General features: G+C 52.3%; 16 protein-coding genes. 6 read left to right on the top strand and 10 right to left on the bottom strand.

The features are described from left to right. Positions 1-85: 85 nt before the first annotated feature. Positions 86-1,369 (bottom strand): fumarylacetoacetase, encoded by a 1,284-nt coding sequence (gene fahA / locus ACYVHC_RS02100; protein WP_460612002.1) that lies wholly within the window; start codon positions 1,367-1,369, stop codon positions 86-88. A 164-nt stretch (positions 1,370-1,533) separates the two neighbouring features. Between fahA and ACYVHC_RS02095 the strand changes: the two genes are divergently transcribed. Beyond that, a complete protein-coding gene (locus ACYVHC_RS02095; RefSeq protein ID WP_460612001.1) occupies positions 1,534-2,502 on the top strand; it encodes an SRPBCC family protein in 969 nt (322 codons plus the stop codon). A 152-nt stretch (positions 2,503-2,654) separates the two neighbouring features. Here ACYVHC_RS02095 and ACYVHC_RS02090 read toward each other — a convergent pair whose 3' ends face one another. From ACYVHC_RS02090 to ACYVHC_RS02050, 9 genes are all read right to left on the bottom strand, one after another. Continuing rightward, the gene (locus ACYVHC_RS02090) at positions 2,655-2,801 is read right to left on the bottom strand and encodes a hypothetical protein (RefSeq protein WP_460612000.1); all 147 of its coding nucleotides are present in this window, start codon (positions 2,799-2,801) and stop codon (positions 2,655-2,657) included. Between the two features lie 76 nt (positions 2,802-2,877). Further along, on the bottom strand, positions 2,878-3,000 hold the full coding sequence (locus tag ACYVHC_RS02085) for a transposase (protein WP_460611999.1): 123 nt from the start codon (positions 2,998-3,000) through the stop codon (positions 2,878-2,880). 416 nt (positions 3,001-3,416) lie between these two features. Then, positions 3,417-4,397 (bottom strand): glycosyltransferase family 2 protein, encoded by a 981-nt coding sequence (locus tag ACYVHC_RS02080; RefSeq protein WP_460611998.1) that lies wholly within the window; start codon positions 4,395-4,397, stop codon positions 3,417-3,419. 37 nt (positions 4,398-4,434) lie between these two features. After that, a complete protein-coding gene (locus ACYVHC_RS02075) occupies positions 4,435-5,169 on the bottom strand; it encodes a dTDP-4-amino-4,6-dideoxyglucose formyltransferase (RefSeq protein WP_460611997.1) in 735 nt (244 codons plus the stop codon). Between the two features lie 46 nt (positions 5,170-5,215). Beyond that, complete coding sequence (locus ACYVHC_RS02070) at positions 5,216-6,322, bottom strand: DegT/DnrJ/EryC1/StrS family aminotransferase (RefSeq protein ID WP_460611996.1); 1,107 nt, start codon at positions 6,320-6,322, stop codon at positions 5,216-5,218. Positions 6,323-6,645: 323 nt separating this feature from the next. Then, positions 6,646-6,774 carry a hypothetical protein gene (locus tag ACYVHC_RS02065; protein ID WP_460613123.1) on the bottom strand — a complete coding sequence of 43 codons (129 nt, stop codon included), beginning with the start codon at positions 6,772-6,774 and terminating at the stop codon, positions 6,646-6,648. 355 nt (positions 6,775-7,129) lie between these two features. Further along, entirely contained in the window at positions 7,130-7,339 is a 210-nt protein-coding gene (locus ACYVHC_RS02060) for a hypothetical protein (protein ID WP_460611995.1), read from the bottom strand. Positions 7,340-8,362: 1,023 nt separating this feature from the next. Beyond that, positions 8,363-8,698 carry a NifU family protein gene (locus tag ACYVHC_RS02055; protein WP_460611994.1) on the bottom strand — a complete coding sequence of 112 codons (336 nt, stop codon included), beginning with the start codon at positions 8,696-8,698 and terminating at the stop codon, positions 8,363-8,365. Positions 8,699-8,864: 166 nt separating this feature from the next. After that, positions 8,865-9,968 (bottom strand): Mrp/NBP35 family ATP-binding protein, encoded by a 1,104-nt coding sequence (locus ACYVHC_RS02050; RefSeq protein WP_460611993.1) that lies wholly within the window; start codon positions 9,966-9,968, stop codon positions 8,865-8,867. 272 nt (positions 9,969-10,240) lie between these two features. Here ACYVHC_RS02050 and ACYVHC_RS02045 point away from each other — a divergent pair, with 272 nt between their 5' ends. From ACYVHC_RS02045 to ACYVHC_RS02025, 5 genes are all read left to right on the top strand, one after another. Continuing rightward, complete coding sequence (locus ACYVHC_RS02045; protein ID WP_460611992.1) at positions 10,241-11,440, top strand: hotdog family protein; 1,200 nt, start codon at positions 10,241-10,243, stop codon at positions 11,438-11,440. A 151-nt stretch (positions 11,441-11,591) separates the two neighbouring features. After that, positions 11,592-13,661, top strand: a complete 2,070-nt coding sequence (gene dnaG / locus ACYVHC_RS02040) for a DNA primase (protein ID WP_460611991.1) — start codon at positions 11,592-11,594, stop codon at positions 13,659-13,661. A 178-nt stretch (positions 13,662-13,839) separates the two neighbouring features. Continuing rightward, positions 13,840-14,865 (top strand): potassium channel family protein, encoded by a 1,026-nt coding sequence (locus ACYVHC_RS02035; protein ID WP_460611990.1) that lies wholly within the window; start codon positions 13,840-13,842, stop codon positions 14,863-14,865. Between the two features lie 90 nt (positions 14,866-14,955). Continuing rightward, positions 14,956-16,182, top strand: a complete 1,227-nt coding sequence (locus tag ACYVHC_RS02030) for a glycosyltransferase family 4 protein (protein WP_460611989.1) — start codon at positions 14,956-14,958, stop codon at positions 16,180-16,182. Then, positions 16,166-17,371 (top strand): glycosyltransferase family protein, encoded by a 1,206-nt coding sequence (locus ACYVHC_RS02025; protein WP_460611988.1) that lies wholly within the window; start codon positions 16,166-16,168, stop codon positions 17,369-17,371. Before ACYVHC_RS02030 ends, ACYVHC_RS02025 begins: the two co-directional genes overlap by 17 nt.

Raw genomic sequence — 17,371 nt, 5'->3', positions numbered from 1 at the left:
ACTTCCTTCTACTAGCCCCCACTATGCATCAAAGCCCGACTTACCTAGGTAGGCCGGGCTTTGATGCGTAGTAGGGGCTAGTACGTTAAATCAGATTAGCTGGCAATACCGTGCCGGTTACTTCGCCAAAACCAATGCGCAGACCGTCCCGCTCGCAATAGCCGCGCATGGTTACGGTGTCGCCATCCTGCAGGAACTTACGCTCCGAGCCATCGGCCAGGGGTACGGGGCGGGTGCCGCGCCATGAGAGTTCCAGCATAGAGCCGAGTGAATCCGGGGTGGGGCCGCTGATGGTGCCGGACGCGTACAGGTCGCCAACTTCCATGTTGCAGCCGTTGGAGGCGTGGTGGGCCAGCTGCTGAGCCATGCTCCAGTACATCAGCCCAAAGTTAGAGCGGGATATAGTGGTTTCAGGGCCACCTTCGGGCTGAAGGGCTACCTCCAGGTTGATGTCGAAATTGTGCTCGTCGAGTTGGCGCAGGTAAAGCAACGGCTCGGGTTCTTGTACCGGACCGGCCACGCGAAACGGCTCCAGCGCGTCCAGCGTTACCACCCACGGCGACACGCTGCTACCGAAGCTTTTGCCTAGAAACGGACCTAGCGGCACGTATTCCCAGCTTTGAATGTCGCGCGCACTCCAGTCGTTAAACAGCACCAACCCGAAGATGTAGTCCTCGGCATGTTGCACCGGAATGGTGTCGCCGAGGTGCGTACTGCGTCCTACAACAAAGGCCATTTCCAGCTCGAAGTCCAGCTGCTGCGAAGGACCGAAAGTTGGCGCTGGGGCATCGGGGGCTTTGCGCTGCCCGTTTGGCCGCCGGATATTGGTACCGCTTACTACAATGCTGCTCGCCCGGCCGTGGTAGCCAATCGGGATGTGGCGCCAGTTGGGCAGCAGGGCATTGGCCGGGTCGCGGAACATGATGCCCACGTTGGTGGCATGCTCAATGCTGCTGTAGAAGTCGGTGTAGTTATGGGGCTTTACGGGGCGCAGCATCCGTACTTCGCTCTGCCGAACTAGGCACTCGCGCATGATTTCATCAGAGCGCAGCGAGGCGTTGTCGTGGCGCAGCAGTTCCGATACGCGCTGGCGCACGGCCCGCCATACTGGCCGACCTAGGGCAATAAACTGATTCAGGGAGCGGCGCCGGAACACCTTTGGCATTTTCGGTCCTAGGTCCAAATCCTGAAAGAAGCCGAACTGCGACACGGCATACAAATCCAGCACATATTCACCAATAGCCACGCCCAGCCGCGGTCCGCGCTCCTCTGTTTCAAACACGCCAAAGGGCAGATTCTGAATCGGGAAGTCGCTGCCGGGGGCAATATCAATCCAGGAATGCAGGGAAGGGTCGTTCGGGTTTGCCATCAGGGGTAGGGTAGTGGAAGGAGCCGTAAAGGTAGCGGCGCGGCGGGAATGATGAGGTAGGCGAGGTACCTTGGTGTCTGTCGAAGCTAGTACCTTACAGCTCAGTTAAGCATTCCCATTGCTACCAGTTGCTAAAGAATAGCAAACATCCATTAAATAGAATAATGAAAAGCTCCAGAATTAGAACACTGCTTATTGGGCTGACAGCAGGAGTAGTGTATGCTTTTCTGATGATGCTTGTGGTAAACTCTCAGCATCGAAATGTTTCAGTGGCATATATTTTCGTTTTACCACTTGTGCTGGGGGCAATTCCTGTTTTGTTTTCTACAAAAGAGCAATTGCAACTCTACAAAACAGATTTGCTCACTCCCTGGGCTATAACCATTACATTTTTCTTTTTATCTCTCATAAATGGATTCGAAGGCATGATATGCCTCGTGATAATTATCGGTCCATTTGTGTTGCTTGGTTCGCTGGGGGCGTTTATTTATCGATTACTAAAGCTTAAGCGTAAAAGCAGTAATAATTTGCTGTATATGTCTTTGCTGATGCCGTTAGCAGTACTGCTGCTGGAAAGCAATATGGAGCTTGTGAATCAGGTAGATACTGTTGAAACTAAGGTGGTAATACACGCTAGCCAAGAAAGCATCTGGGAAAACGTCAAAAATGTAAGAAATATCAAGCCTAGTGAAATCGAGCCTCACTTTGTACACCTGATTGGCGTTCCTAAACCATTGGATGGACAACTTAGCCAAGAAGGTGTTGGCGGAGTGAGAAGCATCACGTGGGAAAAGGGTATCAAATTCAGAGAGGTTATAAAGACATGGGACCATGGAAATGGCTTTTCATATGATATTGATGTTGATCCTCAATCAATACCTCCTGAAACGCTCGATGAACATGTAATGATAGGAGGGAAGTACTTTGACGTAATAGCAGGTAGCTATAAAATTGAAAAGTTAAGCCAGGATAAAAGTGTAGTCACTCTAACGTGTACGTATCGGGTTACCACGAATTTAAATTTCTACAGTAAACTATGGGCTGATTTTATTCTGGATGATTTTAACCAAATGATTTTAGAAGTAATTAAAAAACGCAGCGAAGCTTCAGGTCTTAGTTTCAATCAGATATGATATGTAAATAAAAAAACCGGCCTCTCGCAAGAAGGGACGGCTTTTTTATTTTATAGTTATTTCTAAAACTGCGGTGTAGGCACCGGAGTAGGGGGTACAGGATGACCGGCCTGACCAGCGGGTTGCGCCGACATAGTCGTGCAGCTTGGTGGTCAGCCCGCCGCGGCTGTGCCCGAGGGCTTGCGCTCCGTTTCTTTGCGAGCTCCGCTCACATGCTGGTGCGCCCGCATGGTAGTCGAGTCGACCAGCAGCGTATGCAGTGCCTCAGCTACTGCACGGCCTGAAAGACCCGTTGCCACATGCCCGAAGCGGCCCAGCGCTGAAAGTGCGTGTGTATGTCGTGTGCCAGTTGGCGCGCTCTATGGGTAGGGCCCGCTACCGGCCCCCGTTGCGTGCCAGCCAGAGCACGGTCTCCACAAATTGGCGGTTGTCGCGTCCCCGGCCTGGCAGCAATAGCGTGAGGTGCGCCCATTGCGCATCGGTCAGCATAGTTTCCATGACACAAACTACTAATACTGTAACATCTCCTCGTTAGCTGTTGAACGCCACACGCGGCGCAATGGCAGCTTAGGTCTTAGGTACGCGCGGTACAGCTACGGCTCGTCGGCTCTGGCAAGCCTTGCCGACTGGCTATCGCGCAGGCACCTGGTACTATATTAACGAGTGGGAAGCTTGCAGAAAAGTGCTGCCCGTCATCGGCCTAGTGGCAAAGGCCGCGACCAAACAAGCATCAATTGTAGAAGCCATCAACTGCTCGCTGCGTCAAAATGCGCAGTGCGCGTACGCAAAATCCATTCGTTCAGCCGCTCCCTGGCGATGCACCGCGTCCTCATTCAGCTCGTTATCGACGAATACAATTGGCGACTAGAGGAAAAAGGTTAATTGTCTTCTATTTTACCACAACTAAATGTACTTTAGTACAATTGCCTAAGCAAATTTAAAGCTTTACGAAATGGTTTAAGTAAGGTACGCCCTATATGATATTCCATAGAAGCGCTATCAAATAATGCTTTATCATAGTGTATTCTATTAAATCGAAGCATGTCAATAATCGCAGATTCGTTTTTGATAAAAAAATCACTGCGCTGTTCTGTAGATAAATCTTGGCTATCCATAATGACAAAAAATATATTAAATAAATTTTTATACATCTTGGATTGAATATTGTTGTCCATTTGAGTAATAATTAATGATAAAGTCTGAAATAGTCCTAGCATTTGTATGCCCAAAGGTTTTTGACCCCAAGCCCCATCCTTATGTATTCTATAAGTGCCCATAACATTAGGTAGATACTTTATCTTTCCATGCTTTGCGTTGAGCATGTGTAGGTAATAATCAATTGCAGGAGATGATGAAAAATTTTCAGGGAAAACATTAACTAAATTTCTTCTGAATACACAAGAAGCTGATGGTATATAATTGCCTAGTTTAGCTAAATCTTCAATATTAGTCTCGTGCTTTTGAGATGCTAAATTAGATAAATGAGAAGGTTTCGAGCTGTCCTCATATATAACTTGCATATTATGAAAGCATATTGAAAAATCAGAATGAGAATCTAAAAAATCAACTTGTCGTTGAAGTTTATCAGGATCAGTCCAATAGTCATCACCTTCTAGCCAAGCAATATACTCACCTGAACAAGCAGCAAAGGCTCGTTGGAAGTTCAAGCCCATCCCTACATTGGTCTCTGATGTAATTATTTTGATTAAATCAGGGTGCTTTGTTTGATAACTCTCAATAATAGACATTGTGTTATCTGTAGATTTGTCTTCGCCTATGATAATCTCAATATTGAAAGAGGTTTTTTGTAAAATGACGCTATCGATAGCTTGAGAAATAAAAGAAGCATGATTGTATGTTATCATGCAGATACTAACTTTTGGGGTGACCAGCATTTATTGATTATTTATTTGAGAAAATTAAGTTATTTAATTATTTGTCCTCTTTTGATAAAGTGATACTAATATATATTCGGTCATTGTTGTCATCTAAAAAAAACGCATTTTTATAATTGCCGTGGGAAAGTGCGCGGAGTCTATCAATGGCATCGCCCATAGTTAGTTGCTCATGTAAATTTATTTCTAGCAAAGAGTTAAAGTCTTTTTTGAGATTAACATTTCCTTCTGCGTGTGGAATCTTTGCGGCATAATCACCATTAATGATAGATACAATATGTTTCTCAAGTAGAGTTACCTCCATCTTTTGTACCCTATTATAGGCTGTTAATGAGGTGTCATACGAATATAAAGGTACTGCTTGTTGAGCTATGATAGGACCATGGTCTAGTTCAGCGTCAATTTCGTGAATTGTAGCTCCTAAAGGCAACTTATTGATAATCGAAAAAACTTGGGGAAACCACCCTCTGTTAAAAGGGTTCAAACCAGGGTGAATGTTGATGCACCTGATTTTATTTATTAATTCAGTAGGAAAAATCTGTTTGCAATGGGCTGAAATTATTAAATCATAATTATTAATGATATTTTGATAATTTTGACGAACAAGAATAGAATTAATTCCATACTGGTCCATCAATTGTACGTTTGATGGGCTGCAACAGTATGTGAAACTAGTATTTGATAGTTCTGGTTTGCTTTTTACAATTTGTATAAACTCCTTATACAGTGCTGCATTATCTGTTATTACAAGAACTTTATTTGCTGCAAGCATTTTTCTATGTTTAAAGTTGTACTTAAAAAAAATCGGATTTTATAAGTTAAGACATGCCGTGATAATGAACGACTAGTTTGCTCACCCATTTAATTTGATCTATACTTAATTCTTGGTAAAACGGCAAACACAATACTCTGCGAGATATGTCTTCTGAAATAGGACAAGGTTGTCCTATGAGATAAGGTAGTTGATTGAGAGAAGGAAAAAAGTATCGTCTAGTATGAATGCCTTGTGCTGATAATCCTTCCTTGACTTGAATTAACTTATTTTCTGAACCAAATATTACTGGAAAATAAGCAAAATTATATTGTAAACTTTCTTCAGTTGGTTGCGGATATTGTAATGGTAAGAGTTTAAGTTCTTGTCTATATAAAGTCGAAATTTTCTTGCGCTGCTCAATAAAATCCGGGATATGGGGTAAATTACATAATCCCATTGCAGCGTGAAATTCTGAGTTCTTCCCGTTTACTCCTAAAGAAAAATATTCGTCGCCTATATGACCGAACGACTTATATAGCCAAACTTTTTTGGATATTTCTTCGCTATTCGTTATAATGGCACCTCCCTCAATTGTATGAAAAAGCTTAGTAGCATGGAAACTGCATGTACTGATATCTCCAAATGATAATAATGATTTTCCATGTACAGTAGCCCCAAAAGCATGAGCTCCATCATAAATTACCTTGATGTTATAACGATGAGCTATTTCTTCAATTGCTAAAACATCACAAGGATATCCATAAACGTGAGTTGCTAGAATAGCTGACGTGTTTGGTGTGATTGCGGCCTCAATTTTAGATGCATCAATGCAAAAAGTATTGTTCTCTATATCAACGAAAACGGGTCTACAGTTCTCCCAAAGAATTGCTGTCGTTGTAGCAACATATGAGAACGGGGTAGTAATAATTTCACCGGTCAGTCCCAAAGCCTTTATAGCAACCTGTAAGGCGATAGTACCATTCGACATGAATTGTACCTTAGAATTACTTAAAGTTTGGCTGAGATCTGATTCAAGTAGCTGAACAAGAGGTCCATTGTTAGTTAGCCACCCTCTTTCCCATATACCTTCCAAATAGTTTACGTACTCTGACAAAGGAGGCAAGTTTGCCTTCGTGACATTCAGACTCATTGATTTTAAATTCAGTCCCATTGGATAAAAGCATTCTTTATTACTGTCCAAAATTAGGAATAAAATTATTGAACTGGTTGAATCTATGAGATCTGGATTGGATAATGATCTTTCTGTCGTAGTTGAGTATGAAGTGAAATGTGATTGAGTTTCATAGCAGACAACTTCCTATACAAGCATATTGAATACTGACATGATGTATGCGGAAGTAACCTATAGCGGCATCAAGAGCGGTGCACATGGTATCCGTAGTGGTTAAACCACTCTTTGGTATCACGGCTCGTATTCTAATCGACGACCGTTTGGATGACCGCTTCGCGGGTGCGGGCCTGACGGAGCCTGATTTAATGCTTGCTACAAGCCTGTTCAATCGGAGTGAAATCCGGCGAGTAGGGTGGCAGAAACAGCCCGCCGTGCCGGGCCAGCTCCTGCTGCAGTCCACCGTGCTGGTGCACAGGCAAGTCGTCCAACACCAGCACGTCGCCGCAGCGCGAGCACGCGGCCGATGTAGAAGGCGAAGTTGCGCTGGTTTAGCGCGCCCACGCGCCAGCCAGCCGGTGCTCGCGCGTAGCGGCGCGTGTAATCCAAGCGCAGGCCAGTCTCATTCAGGAAATAGAACTGGTGCACGTCTGCCCGACCAGCCGCGTGTTCAATCGGAGGCGCTGTCCGGTGTGGGCCAGCAGCGCCTTGCGCAGTTCTGCCAACTTCGCATCCGGTTGCCGCCCCACCTGAGCCACCAGCCATACCTACGCGGCGGTCCACCCCGACCGGGCATTGCTGCCACCGAACCGTTCTGCCGCTGCCGTCGCACGTATTTGCCCACGAAGACTAGCGGGCTACCACCTGCGCCTGCCGGACCCCCGGCTCGGCGGCAGGTGGGATCGGGGCGTGGTCTGCGCTTTCTTTTGCCAGTTTGACGATGGTCTGGCGCGAGACGCCCGTCAGGCGCACAATCGCCCGTTGCCAGACCCGCTCGACCAGGAGCTTTTCCACCTGCGCGTATTGAGAGGCTTCACGCGCAGCAGCGGGCGTGAACACGGCTTGGGTAGCGACAGCCGTACACTAGTATTTGAGCTGGTCTCTCAGGCTGCCATTCTTGCGCAGGGCCGCGCTGCCGCAAATCGTACGAGTAAGAGTCGCCTGCAGCATTCACCAAGATATGCATCACCTGCTATTTTACCATCGCCCTATCCTCTTTACTGATGACAAAGAGCAAATGCCAACAACTTTTTACTTATCAGTGGGTATGGACAATAATTTTATAGCAAATTCATAAACGGTGTAGCTTCGTTGGCGCAGCGTGCGTAAACTAATTCGTGTAGATACATTATTATAATGTGCGCCAGCGTGTTGTGCCATTGCTGATTGAGCCGGATGCTCAGTAAATAATGATAGCGGTTCGGCTTCGTACGAGTGTAGACGTTTCACCGCTAGTCTGCTGATGGCACGTTCGTGCGGGTTCTGATCACCCTGCGCATGGATCAAGACGGGCTGCTTGACTTGGACACGTGGCTGGTGGACTCGACCACGGTGGGCCACACGAAAGGCGCGGCGGGTGTCGCGAAAAAAAAGCCCAGAGCCTCGGGCGCTACCGCGGCGGGCTGTCCACCAAGTTGCGCGTAGTATGCGACGGGGCGGGCAGGCTGCTGACGCTGCAGTTCTCGGTTAGGCAACGCCACTCAACACATCCGCGCCGTGATTCCCCGCCGCTGCCCGGCGGAAGGGCGCTGTTGCCGCCGGCGCGGACGCCCACCGCGCATTGAGCCACAACGATACGCCCGGCGCAACGTCATCGAATAGTTCTTCGGCTCGCTCAAGGAGCCCCGCCGGGTGGCTACTCGCTACGACAAGCACGACCAACATTTCCTGAGCATGAACCTGCTCGTCTCTATTCAACGCATTTTGCAACATCACTTTTCGGACATAGTATAAACTAAAGTCATGAAATCTAGTGTACTTGGTTTGACTAAAAATTTGATTCTGTATTATCTAAAACGACAGAGCCCCGCTCTCACCGAAAAACCGGTAGGAGCGAGGCTCGTTGTATTAAGAGTAGTAAGTCTAAAACTGCGGTGTAGGCACCGGAGTAGGAGGTACAGGGTGACCGGCCTGACCAGCGGGTTGCGCCGACATAGGGGTGAGGTTAATAGCCTCCACAGCGCGGATTTCCGGTACGGCTTTTTTTACCGATTCCTCCACGCCCGCTTTCAGTGTCATCGGCGACATGGGGCAGGTGCCACAAGCGCCTAGCAACTCTAGTTGCAGCACCATATCGGCGGTGATGTCGAGCACGCGCACGTTGCCTCCGTCGGCAGCTAGGTAGGGCCGAATGGTGTCCAGGGCCTGCTCAATGCGGGGGAGAAGCGGATGATTTTCTACGGCAGCCGAATGGGTCATGAATCACGGTTTTTGCTGTTTGCTTCAGGGCATTGGCCCTTGGCAGGCAGCGGAGTACTTCTTCAAAGGTAACGCTTTTGGAGCGTTTGGAAACAACACCAAGCCTAGTAACAAAAGTTGCGCTAGGGTAGTGTTGAGCTTACACCAACCCTCCCCCTAGCTCTACTTATGACTGCATCTGCACCGGTTTGGTGCGCGGCGCCACGGCATTCCGGATGGATACTTGGCGGGCCAGTTCTTCGGCCAGATGCTCGAAAACGGCCGCCGCAGGCGTACCATCCTGCAAAATAGCGGGCGTGCCTTGGTCGCCATTTTCGCGGATGCTTTGTACTAGCGGAATGTGACCTAGCAGTGGCACCTGGTGCTTATCAGCCAGCTGCTGTCCGCCGCCTTCCCCAAAGATGAAGTACTTGTTATTGGGTAGCTCCGCGGGCGTAAACCAGGCCATGTTCTCCACAATGCCTAGTACGGGTACATTGATTTGGGGCAGGCGGAACATTTGCAGGCCTTTCTCGGCATCGGCCAGCGCCACTTTCTGGGGCGTGGTTACGATGAGGGAGCCGGTTACGGGCACCGTCTGCACCATAGTCAGGTGGATGTCGGAGGTTCCGGGAGGCATGTCGAGGAGTAGGTAATCCAGCTCGCCCCAGTCTACCTCCGTGATGAACTGCTTTAGAGCCGAGGAAGCCATAGGGCCCCGCCACACAATGGCGCTTTCGGCCGGAGCCAGGAAGCCAATGCTCATCAGTTTCACGCCATGCGCCACCACGGGCTGAATCAGGTTGCGGCCATCCTGACCCTGGTACACGTGCGGGCGAGCATCTTCCACACCAAACATTAAGGGCATGCTAGGGCCCGAAATGTCGGCATCTACCAGGCCTACTTTCGCGCCGGTTTTGGCCAGCGCAATGGCCAGGTTAGCTGTTACAGTGCTTTTACCCACACCACCTTTGCCTGAGGCAATGGCAATAATGTTCTTCACGCCGGGCAGCAAGTCGCGGTTTTCGCGCATGCTGGTCACGCGCGAGGTCATGACGATAACCACTTCCGCATCCTTATCCACCATCGTATGGATGGCTCGCTCGCAGGCATCGTGAATGAGCTGCTTGAGGGGGCAGGCCGGGGTAGTGAGGACCACCGTAAAGGACACGCGGTTGCCGTCAATTGCTACGTCCTCAATCATATTCAGCGTCACGAGGTCTTTGCCCAAGTCGGGCTCTTCCACGTAGCTCAGCGCCTTCAGAACGTCTTCTTTAGTTATGGTTGCCATGATAGTCAGTCGGGAAATTGCGGATGCAAAGCGCAAAGATAACCCGGAAAAGCGGGCGGAAGTTGTGCGGCTACCTATCAGGCCGGCGCTGCAAGAAGGATTTTTATTCGGGCTATACAACCAGTCTGTGGGTATTCCCCTCTATCTGGCAGCTCGCCCTGTAATTCGGCGGAAAGCCAGTATTCTTGCCCGTTGTATTTCTACACTTCATTTTCCTTATGCTTGTTACTTCCCGTTTCCGTCGCTGCTTCACTCGCGGAGCCGCCTTAATAATGGCAGTTGCCATCAACTCTGCTGCCGCTCAAGCTCCCACCGATACCACTTTCCAGCGCCTGTTGCGCCAAAACCAGTTCAGCCTCACCCAAACGGGCGCTCAGTTCAGCGGGCAAGGGTGGGAAAAGTTGCAGCAGGATATTCGCAAAAGCGCCTTGGTATTGGTAGGCGAAGACCACGGCATGGCCCAGATTCCGGCCTTCACACAAGCAGTGGCGCAAGTGTTGAAACCCAAACTATATGTAGCCGAAATCGACAAATATCAGGCCCGCAACCTGAGCCAATTTGCCACTAAACCAGGGCTGCCCACTGCTTTCGAGCATAAGTACCCCATGGCGTTATCCTTCTATAGCTGGGCCGAGGAATTTGAACTGGCCCGGGCACTGCGAGCCCAAAACACGGCTTTCGTAGGCATTGAGCAAGTTGGGGCCGCCACCGCCGGTCTGACGCTGGATGTCATGGCCGATCAGGTGAAAAACAAAGCGGCGAAGAGCTACCTGCGCCGCCTGGCAGCCATTTCGCAGGCCCGCGACCGGGCTGATATGGTGATGGGTAAGTATGACCACAGCACCGTGAATGTCTTGCAGCCAGTCACCATCGACAGCTTGCGCACAATAGCGCGGCAGGAAAGCCCGGCGGTGCAGGATATGCTGGAAAACTTTCTGGCCAGCGTAGCCATTTACCAGACCAATGCGGCTGGCAAGCCCGGCGCCCACCAGGCCCGGCTGAACCTGATGAAACGTAATCTTCTGACGGAACTACAGCCCTATCAGAAAGCGGGGGAGCCATTGCCCACGATGCTCTTTAAGTTTGGGGCGGCACATATGGGTCGGGGCCGCAGTATCTCGGGAAACTTCTACGACGTAGGGAATCTGGCCGTGAACCTAGCCGACATGCACGACCAGAAAACCCTCCACATTTTTGTCATTGGCAAAATGGGCGAGCAAGTTGGTGGGTCCAATCCCGACGATTTTACGAAGAATGTCGCAACGTATTCGTACGACAACGAGAACATGGTCAAGCCCTTTACTACCAGTACCGCATCTGCTGGCCCGTGGCAGGTATTTGACGTGCGCCCCTTGCGCCGGGCCTTACTCCAGGACAAACTCAAGGTGAGCAGCCAAGAGCTACAGGCTACTATTCTGGGCTATGATTACGTAGTCATCATCCCCAAAACCACTGCCAGCCGGAATTACTAACGCAGGTGCCAAACTAATTCCCAGCACAAACTCAGCGAAAGGGTAAGGATGCTTACATGTTCGGCATATCGGGTTGCCTGCTGGGAGGTTGTCGGCCATGTAATAAAGGGGAGAAAGTTCGCGCCCATTCCTGCCTACCTTTGCCGGTAGTATGGCGCGCATCCCGAAAGAAACCGTAGATCAGATCATTCACCACGCCGATATCGTGGAGGTAGTAGGCGACTTTGTGTCGTTGAAGCGCAAGGGCCAGAATATGTGGGCCTGCTGCCCATTCCACCACGAAAAGTCGCCGAGCTTCTCGGTGGCGCCGGCCAAAGGACTGTACAAGTGCTTTGGCTGCGGCAAGGCCGGTGGGGTTGTGCAGTTCATCATGGATGTGGAGGGCACTAGCTACGTAGAGGCCCTGAAGTACTTGGCCAAAAAGTACGGCATCGATGTTCAGGAAGAGGAAAAAACGCCCGAGCAGCAGCTGGCCCAGAATGAAAAAGACTCCCAGTTTATTGTATCGGACTGGGCCAAAGACCACTACCATCACCTGCTGCTCAACACCGAGGAGGGCCAGGGCATCGGGCTGAGCTACCTGCGCCAGCGCGGCCTCAACCAAACCACCATCAAAACCTTCGAGCTCGGCTACTCGCTGGACCAATGGGATGACCTGTTGAAAGCGGCCGAGAAAAAGGGCTTTGAGCGGAAGTATCTGGAGAAAACAGGCCTAGTCATTACCCGCGAAGACGAGCAGGGCAAAGACACCGGCCGCCGCTACGACCGGTTCCGGGGCCGCGTGATGTTCCCGATTCATAACGTGTCGGGCCGCGTGATTGGCTTTGGGGCACGCACGCTCAAACCCAACGACAAAACGGCGAAGTACCTGAACTCGCCGGAGTCGGAGATTTACCATAAGTCGGATGTGCTGTATGGCCTGTACCAGGGCCGGCAGGCCATCCGAACGGAGGAGCTGTGCTACCTGGTAGAAGGCTACCTCGATGTACTGAGCTTGCACCAGGGTGGCATTAAAAACGTGGTGGCCACCTCGGGTACCTCGCTTACGGATGGGCAGATTCGGCTGGTGAAGCGCTATACCGACAACGTAACGGTGCTCTACGACGGCGACGCGGCCGGCATTCGGGCCTCGTTACGCGGGATTGATATGTTGCTGGAAGGTGGCCTGAACGTGCGCGTGGTGCTGTTTCCTGATGGCGACGACCCCGACAGCTACATCCGCAAAGTAGGCGACCAGCGCTTCAAAGACCACCTGGAGCAGGCCAGCCAGGATTTCATTCAGTTTAAAACTGACCTAGTAGCTCGCGAGGCCGCTCAGGATCCGGTAAAGAAAGCCGAAGCCATCCGCGACGTGCTGCAAAGCATTGGCAAAGTACCCGACCCAATTAAGCGGCAGGTGTTTTTGCAGCAAACGTCGCAGGCCTTCGGTATTGATGAGCAGGTGCTTATCACGGAGTATAACAAGCTGGTGCGCAACGCCAGCGGCAAGGCGGCGGGTGGCACAACCAGTGGCGGAAGCAGCGGAAGTACTAGCCCCGCTAGCACCTCAAACCCCGCTCAATCGCGCCCCGCCCCGCGGCCCATGAGCCCCGAGGAGGAAGCCGAAGCTCTGATGTACGGTGCCTCACCCGACGACCTGATGGGCGGGGGCGGTGACCTGCTGACTACGACTAAGGATGAGCTGGAGCCCGTACCCGATGTGCTGGAGCAGTGCGAGCGGGAGGTGGTGCGCCTGTTGCTGCTATACTCGCCCCAACCCCTGGCTCCCGAAGTTAGCGTGGCGCAGTACCTGCTGGAACAGCTCGAAGACACCAACTTCAAAACCGGCGTGTATGCCGATTTGCTGCACCTGTGCCGCGAGGAGCTGAACCAGGGCCGCTGGCCCGAGGTGCGCACCCTCATTCAGCACGGCCGCAGTGATATCCGGAGCCTGGTGGCAGAGCTGGCCACGGAGAAATACGAGTTGAGCCCTAACTGGACGACGCACCAGATTTACGTGCCCCGAGAGCTGGACTTGCTGCAAACCGCCTGCGACAACGCCATTCTGCGCCTCAACAAGATTAACGTGGAGCGCGCCCTTACTGAGCACATGGAGGCCCTGCGCCGCCCCATGGACGAGGCCACGCTAGATGAACACCTGACCACCATCCGGCTGCTCAAGCAAATGGACAATCAGCTAGCTGGCATGCTAGGTACCGTTATTCCCCGAACCGGCATGTAAGGCGCGGCGGCTGCCCGCAAAACGGTATCTTACTGGCGGGCCAGCCGCCCCGTACTAGGCCCCCGAAGCCGGTAAACCCAGCCGCGGAGGTGGGTTTAAGGCTGCATTATCGTCGCGTTATCTGAATATGCCTCACCAGTACCCCAATCAATCGTCACTGCGGCATTACCTGCACCACATGTGGTACCGTTTCAACCTGACGCGGTTTGTGGGTGCCGTGACCCTATCGGTACTGAGCGTGATGGTGGGCACAGTCGGCTTCATGTGGATTGAAAAATTCACGCTGGTGGAAGCCTTCTATATGACCATGATAACCGTTTCGACGGTGGGCTTCGGGGAGGTGCACCCGTTGTCATCAAGCGGGCAGCTGTTCGTGTCCGTGTATATCTTCCTCAACCTTATCATGTTCGCTTACCTGTTGTCGGTGCTAACCACCTACATCTTCGACGGGGGCCTACGGAAAATGTTTACTATGCTCCGCAACGACCAGGAAATTCACGCCCTTAGCAACCACATTATCGTGTGCGGCTTTGGTCGAAACGGACGCAAGGCCTACCACGATCTGCGCGCCAGCGGAGCCGATGTGGTGGTGGTAGAGCAAAACGAGGAACTTCTGAAAGAGGCCGTTGAAGCCACCGGGGAAAGGATTCCAGTGGTGTTCGGCGATGCCACACTAGATGAAACGCTACGCGCTGCCGGCGTAGAGCGTGCCAGTGCCCTGATTACGGCTTTGCCAAAGGATGCCGATAACGTGTTTGTGACCCTCACTGCCCGGGAACTGTGCCCCAAGATTACCATAATTGCCCGCGCCAGCCTGAAAAGTTCTGAGCCTAAGCTGTTGCGGGCCGGGGCCAACTCCGTAGTAATGCCCGATGAAATTGGGGGCTCGCACATGGCCAACCTTATCACCCGCCCCGAGGTCATCCGATTTCTGGATATGATTTCGGGCCTAGGACCCAATAAACTGCGGCTAGAGGAACTCAGCTCCAGAGAACTGCGCCCGGAATGGCGGAAACGAAGCCTGCGGGAGCTGGATATCCGCACTCGGACTGGCGCTACCGTTATTGGCATGAAGCACGCTACTGGCAACTTCACTGTAAACCCCACCGAAGATACGGTGCCTGCTCCGGGTGATATACTCCTGTTTCTGGGTACCGATGCTCAGATTACAAGTCTGCTGGCACAGTTTCAGCTGCCGGGGTAATACTGAAAGCCGCTCTTGGCATTGCCTCCAGGCTACTTTCGTAGCTTTACGCGCTTCTATCTGCTGAAATCCCCATTATACTAGCTTCTCGTGCATATCCTGCAGCTTTGCCCGCGTGTTCCGTACCCGCCTCATGATGGCGGCGCCATTGCCATGTACGACGTGACGGCGGGCCTAAGCCGGGCCGGACACCAGGTTACGGTGCTGGCCCTGAACACGCCCAAACACCGCCAGCCCGCCGATGTGCTCGACCACTTGGGAGCAAATGTGCGCCTAGTAACGGTAGATGTAGATACCAGCCTGTCGCCGGTGAAAGCGCTGCAAAACCTAGTGCTTGGGAATCTGCCCTATAATGTGGAGCGCTTTGTAAGCCCGACAGTGGAAGCCAAGCTAACGGAGCTGCTGCGCACCGAAACGTTTGATGTGGTGCAGATGGAGGGTAGTCTGGTGGCCTGGTACGTGCGCGTATGCAAGCAGTTGGCGCCCGGTTTGCCGGTAGTGCTGCGCGCACACAACGTAGAGTACACCATCTGGCAAATGCTGGCCGAGCGCGAGAAAACCGTGCTCAAGCGTATGTATCTGCATCATCTGGCCCGCCGCCTCAAGCGTTTCGAGAAAAACTACCTACCGCTGTTTGATGCCGTTGCTGCCATAACCGAGCCCGACCAGCGCCGCCTGCGGCTGCTGGGCTGCCAGGAGCCCGTGGTGTTTGTGCCCGCAGGCGTTGATTTGAGGCGGTTTCAGCCTGACCGCACCATAAAAGCCAAGCCGCGCACCCTGTTCATGATTGGCTCTCTAAACTGGCAGCCAAATCTGGAAGGCCTCGACTGGTTCCTCGCTGAAATCTGGCCGAAAGTGCATGCCCTCTACCCGGAATTAGAGCTGCATATTGCGGGTAAAGACACGCCAGCGCATATCCTGAACCTCAAGCTACCCGGCGTAACGGTGCACGGATTTGTGGAGTCGGCGGCGCGGTTTATGCAGGAATATGAGCTGATGCTGGTGCCCCTGCTAAGTGGGGGCGGCATGCGCATCAAAATCATTGAGGGCATGGCCCTAGGCAAGTGTGTCATCAGTACGGGCCTGGGCTCCGAGGGCATTCATGTGCGCGACAACTTCAATATTGTGCTCTGTGACGAGGCCTCGGAATGGGTAGAGCGCCTGGGACGCTACTACCGCGGCGAGCTGGGGCACCAGCTCATCGGGGAGGAAGCAGCGCGCACCATCACGCGCCTGTACGATAATCGCCGGGTAGTGGAAACCTTCCTCGATCTGTACACCATTCTGACGCCACCGCGCCGTGCCGCCACTAGCTGATGCGCTGCTGGCCGGCGTGCTGTGGGGTAGCCTGCTGCTGGTAGCGCACTCCTATGTGTTGTTTCCGCTGCTGCTGGCCCGTCTGGCCCGCAGCCGGCGCCAGAACCCGCACGTGTACGCACCCGATAGCCCTGAGCTGCCCGCCGTAGATATTTTGCTGGCCGTGTACAATGAAGAGCTAGTGCTGGAGCAGAAAATACGCTCCACTTTCGCGACCTCTTATCCGCTGGAAAAGCTCACTTTTTACATCGGTTCCGATAACTCTACCGACCGCACCAATGCCCTGATTGCAGACCTGGCGGCCGAGTTTCCGGGAATCAGGCTACGGGCGTTTTCTGAGCGTACGGGCAAGCCGGGTATCATCGAGGCGCTGTCCGGGGAGTCATCGGCGCCGGTACTGGTCCTGACCGATGCCAACGTTTTCTTCCAGCCCGATACGCTGTATCATTTGGTGAAGCATTTTCGCAATCCTGCTATAGGGCAGGTGGGCGGCAATATCCTCAACCTCGACCACCGCGCAGACGGTATTTCTGGCCAGGAAAAAGCGTATCTGGAGCGCGAAAACCTGATCAAGTACCAGGAAGGGGTAGTGTGGGGCGCCATGATTGGGGCCTTCGGCGGTTGCTTTGCCATTCGTCGGGCGTGCTACCAGCCGGCGCCGGCCTCCTTTATCGTCGATGACTTTTTTGTGTCGATGGCTGTGCTGCAGGATGGCTACCAAGCCATTAACGAGCTGGAAGCGGTGTGCCAAGAAGATGTGTCGGACAAGCTACCCGAGGAGTTTCGGCGCAAAGCCCGCATTTCAGCCGGCAATTTTCAGAATCTGGTGGCGTTTCGGAGGTTGCTGTGGCCGCCTTGGCGTGGGCTCAGCTTTGCCTATTGGTCGCACAAGGTGTTGCGCTGGCTCACGCCGTTGTTGCTGGTGCTCATGCTGCTCAGTAACCTAGTGCTAGTGGTGCGCGGCGCGGGTTGGCTGTATCAGGTGCTGCTGCTGGGCCAGGTAGGCGTGCCACTGCTGTTGCTGCTCGATGGTACCCTGCACCGCCTAGGGGTACACTCGCGCCTGCTGCGTTTTATAACTCACTTCTACAGCATGAATGCGGCTCTGCTACTAGGGTTCTGGCGCTTCCTAACTGGCGTAAAAACTACCGTGTGGGAACCTACCCAACGGTTTCAGCACAAACGGTAG

The sequence above is a fragment of the Hymenobacter seoulensis genome (assembly GCF_054780535.1).
Note: the sequence above shows the minus strand (reverse complement) of the source record. Positions and strands in the feature narration are given on the sequence as shown.